This is a genomic window from Stenotrophomonas sp. 2YAF22, from assembly GCF_052114665.1.
Taxonomy (GTDB): Bacteria; Pseudomonadota; Gammaproteobacteria; order Xanthomonadales; family Xanthomonadaceae; genus Stenotrophomonas; species Stenotrophomonas indicatrix.
Window position 1 is genome coordinate 1 of sequence record NZ_JBFRFE010000368.1, and the last position, 4,317, is coordinate 4,317.

Below are 4,317 nucleotides of genomic sequence, written 5' to 3' on the forward strand. Positions count from 1 at the left end.
GGACACCGAATACGCGGTGCGCAACAACCTCGCCGCCGGCATGAAGCCGGCTCACGTAGTCGCCCTTCTCCTCGCACAGCTTCATGCCGGCGGCGAGGTTGTTGCGCACCGCGTATTCGGTGTCCAGGTCCTTGCGCAGCATCTCCTCCACGGTCTTGCCCGGCTCGGTGGCATGCGGGCGCATGTCCGGGTCGCCGCCCAGGAACAGGATCCGGCGCAGCAGCGCGTCGGCATGCTGGGTCTCTTCTTCCATCTCGTGGTTCAGGCGTTCGTACAGCGCGAACAGGCCCTGGTCCTCGTAGCGGCGGGAGTGGATGAAGTACTGGTCGCGGGCGGCGAGTTCGCCGCGCAGCAGTTCCTTCAGGCAGGCGATGACGTCCGGGTTGCCTTTCATGGGGGGAGCTCCTGTGAATCGATGGCGCCCATGGTGCCCCATCTGGAAATACGGTGATCTAATCGGAATCAGTCGCAGTTGCGCCTGCGGCTACAATCGGCCGACATGCTCGGAAAGGACCTGCAATGCGTCGTACGTGGCGGTGGATTCTGGGTGTGCTGGTGGCAATCGTGCTGCTCGCGGTGCTGGTCCTGTGGTTGCTGCTGCGCGGCAGCCTGGCCGAACTGGACGGCGAGCGCCCGTTGCCCGGGCTGGTCACAAAGGTCACCGTAGAGCGCGATGCGCTGGGGGTGGTCACCATCACCGCCGGCAACAAGGCTGATGCCCTGCGGGCGCTCGGCCGTGTTCACGCGCAGGAACGTTATTTCGAGATGGACCTGATGCGGCGCAGTGCCGCGGGTGAACTGTCCGCGTTGTTCGGGGCGAAGGCGATCGAAGCCGACAAGCGCATGCGCGTTCACCGCCTGCGCGCGCGTACCGAGGCCCATCTGCAGGACGCACTGGGCAGCGACCCTGCGGCCGTGCGCGCCTACGTGGACGGGGTCAACCAGGGCCTGGGCAGCCTGGCGGTGCGGCCATGGGCCTATCTGCTGCTGCGGCAGGCGCCCCGACCCTGGCGGGCCAGCGACAGCGTGCTGGCAGGCCTGGCCATGTACGCCGACCTGCAGGACCCCAGCAACCAGTCCGAACTCGCCCTGGAGCGCATCCGCTCGGTGGTGCCGCCGGCCCTGTATGCCCTGCTGGCGCACGACGGCAGCGAGTGGGATGCGCCGCTTGYCGGCGCTGCCCGCGGCAACGCCCCCCTGCCTGATGCCAGCCAACTGGACCTGCGCACGCTGAAGGCCGCGACCGGCGCGACTGCCGAGGATGCCGACGCGGTCGGCAGCAACAATTTCGCCGTCTCCGGCGCACTGACCGCCGATGGCCGTGCGATCGTCGCCGACGACATGCACTTGGGCCTGCGCGCGCCCAGCCTGTGGTTCCGTGTGCGCCTGCGCTACCCCGATCCACAGGCCGCGGGTGGCCAGGTCGACGTCAGCGGGTTCTCGCTGCCGGGCGTGCCGGCGGTGATTGTCGGCAGCAACGGCCACGTGGCCTGGGGCTTCACCAACAGCTACATCGACACTGCCGACTTCCGCACCGAGCCAGCGGACGCTGCAGTGACCGTGCATGAGGAACGGATCGTCGTGGCCGGCGCTGCCGACGTGCGTTTCCCGGTACGGGAAACCGCGTGGGGGCCGATCCTGCACACCCACGCCGATGGCAGCGGCGACGCCCTGCGCTGGGTCGCGCAGTTGCCGGGCGCGGTGCGCATGGACTTCGCCGACATGGCACGGGCCGCCGATCTGGACCAGGCCCTGCAGATTGCCGACCACGCCGGCATTCCCGCGCAGAACCTTGTGATCGGCGACCGCAGCGGGCGCATCGCGTGGCGCCTGGTCGGCGCGCGGCCTGACCGTGGCCCGGACTGCACGCCACTGGGTTTCAATGAAAATCAGGCCAACCAGGGCTGCGCACCCTGGCCGATCCGCAGCGACGCCGCGCCGAGCCTGATCGATCCTGCTGCGCATCGGCTGTGGACCGCCAACAGCCGCGTGGTGGACGAGGCGACCTTGGCCACCGTCGGCAATGGCGGCTACGACCTCGGTGCACGCGGACGGCAGATCCGCGACCTGCTGGCCACGCAGGAGCGTTTCGACGAACACGACCTGCTGGCAATCCAGCTGGACGACCGCGCGGTGTTCCTGCAGCGCTGGTGGGTGCTGCTGCAGGAGGTGATCGAGCACAGCGACGATCCGGCACTGAAGCGGTTGGGCACGGTAAGCGGCCATTGGGATGGTCGCGCCGCGATCAATTCGACCAGCTACCGGGTGGTGCGCGAATTCCGTACACAGGTGCTCGACACGCTGACCGATGCGCTGCTGGCACCGGCCCGGGCGCAGCTGGGCGAGGACTTCCTGGCACCGCGCTTGGCGCAGCTGGAAGGCGTCGCCTGGCCGATGCTGGAACAGCGCCCCGCCAACCTGCTGCCGCCCGCGTACGCGAGCTGGGATGCGCTGCTGGCTGATGCTGCACGTCGCACCGAAGCGGAGCTGTCCAAGCAGGGGCCGCTGGCGCACCGCAGCTGGGGCGAGCGCAATACCGCAGCGATCTGCCATCCGGTGGCGCGCGCCCTGCCTGCCTTCGCCAGTCGCTGGTTGTGCATGCCGGCCGATCCCCTACCCGGCGACCGTGACATGCCGCGTGTACAGACACCGGCCTTCGGTGCCTCGCAGCGGATGGTGGTCTCGCCCGGCCACGAAGCCGACGGCATCGTGCACATGCCGGGCGGGCAGAGCGGCCATCCGCTATCGCCTTACTGGGGCGCGGGACATGAGGATTGGGTGCACGGTCGCCCCACCCCGTTCCTGCCCGGCAAGGCAGAGCACACGATGACGCTGGCACCGGTGAAGTAGCGCCGGCCGCTGGCCGGCGACCGCCTGATGCCCGACTCGTGTGCGTGGTTGCCGGCCAGCGGCCGGCACTACTACGCCATCCGGCTGAGGGGATGGCCCTGTGGAGCCGCTCGGCGCGACCGGGTCAGGCCCTGCGGCGCTCGATCAGGTTCAACAGCGGCCCGGTCATTGCGGTGGTCACCAGCGCCATGATCACCAGCACCGCGAACAGGCGGTCGCCGAGCAGGCCCAGCTCGTAGCCCAGGTTGAGCACGATCAGTTCCATCAACCCGCGGGTGTTCATCAGCGCCCCCAGTCGCCACGCTTCGCGCGAGGCCATGCCGGTGCTGCGCGCCGCACTCCAGGTGCCCAGCAGCTTGCCCACCGTGGCCACTGCGATCACCACCACGCACAGCAGGATGTCGCTGCCCTGCAGCGCGTCGGCACGCATGCGCAGGCCGGTCATGGCGAAGAACAGCGGCAGCAGCAGGGTCACCGCGAACGGTTCGACCCTGGCCACCAGCAGCTGACGCAACTGCGCGTTGGACGACACCGCCACGCCCGCAGCAAACGCGCCGAACAGCGCGTGGATGCCGAGCACTTCGGTAACCAGCGCACTGGCCAGTGACAGCAGCAGGATGCCCAGCAGCCAGCTCCCTTCGCGGCCCGGCGCGATGGCCTGGCGGGCAAACCACGGCTTCACCAGCCCCAGCATCAGTGCGATGAACGCCACCACGCACAGCAGGTTGAGGCTGGCCGGCAACCAGCCAGTGGCCTGCGCTGCGGCCACGATCAGCGCCAGCAGACACCACGCAGTCGCATCGCCCAACGCCGCGCAGGCGATGGCGGTCTGCCCCAGCGATGTGTGGGTGATGCCTCGATCAGCAAGGATGCGCAGCAGCACCGGAAAGGCGGTGATGCTCATCGAGATGCCGACGAACAGCGCGAACGCGGTAAAGCTCACGCCTTGCGGGCCATGCTGCGGATACAGCCAGATCGCCAGGACCACGCCAAGCACGAACGGCACCGCGATGCCGGCGTGGCTGACGGTGAAGGCAAATCGGCGACGCCCACGCAGCGCACCCAGATCCAGTTCGGCGCCGGCCACCAGCAGGAACATCAGCACGCCCAGTTGGCTGAGCATGCCCAGCGGCCCCAGCGAAGCGGCGGGGAACAGCGCGCCGTGCACCTGTGGCAGCAGACTGCCCAGCAACAGCGGCCCCATCATCAGGCCAGCGGCCATCTCGCCGATCACGGCCGGCTGGCCGAAACGCTTCAACAGTGCGCCCGCGCCCTTGGCGACCAGCAACAGCACCAGCAGCTGCAGCAGGAACCGGCCCAGCGGCGAGGCCAGGTGATGCGCCCAATCACTGCCGACCACGGCCTCGGCCTTGCTGGCCACCGTCGGCAGCCCGGGCCCGGCATAGCGGGCCAGCAGCAGGCCGACCAGCAGCGGCACGCCGGCCCAGACAAGGTAACGCCACGCCC

Annotated in this window: 3 protein-coding genes; 1 reads left to right on the plus strand and 2 read right to left on the minus strand. The window is 69.2% G+C overall.

Annotation, left to right across the window (positions count from 1 at the left end; all coding sequences use genetic code 11):
• Positions 1 to 394: bacterioferritin (locus tag AB4Y84_RS14570; RefSeq protein ID WP_442250338.1), on the minus strand; the 394-nt coding region annotated here is incomplete at its 3' end.
• A gap of 125 nt (positions 395 to 519) precedes the next feature.
• Here AB4Y84_RS14570 and AB4Y84_RS14575 point away from each other — a divergent pair.
• Positions 520 to 2,850 (plus strand): penicillin acylase family protein, encoded by a 2,331-nt coding sequence (locus AB4Y84_RS14575; protein WP_442250339.1) that lies wholly within the window; start codon positions 520 to 522, stop codon positions 2,848 to 2,850.
• 124 nt (positions 2,851 to 2,974) lie between these two features.
• On the opposite strand, the gene AB4Y84_RS14580 is transcribed toward AB4Y84_RS14575, so the two are convergent.
• Positions 2,975 to 4,317: cation:proton antiporter domain-containing protein (locus AB4Y84_RS14580; RefSeq protein WP_442250340.1), on the minus strand; the 1,343-nt coding region annotated here is incomplete at its 5' end.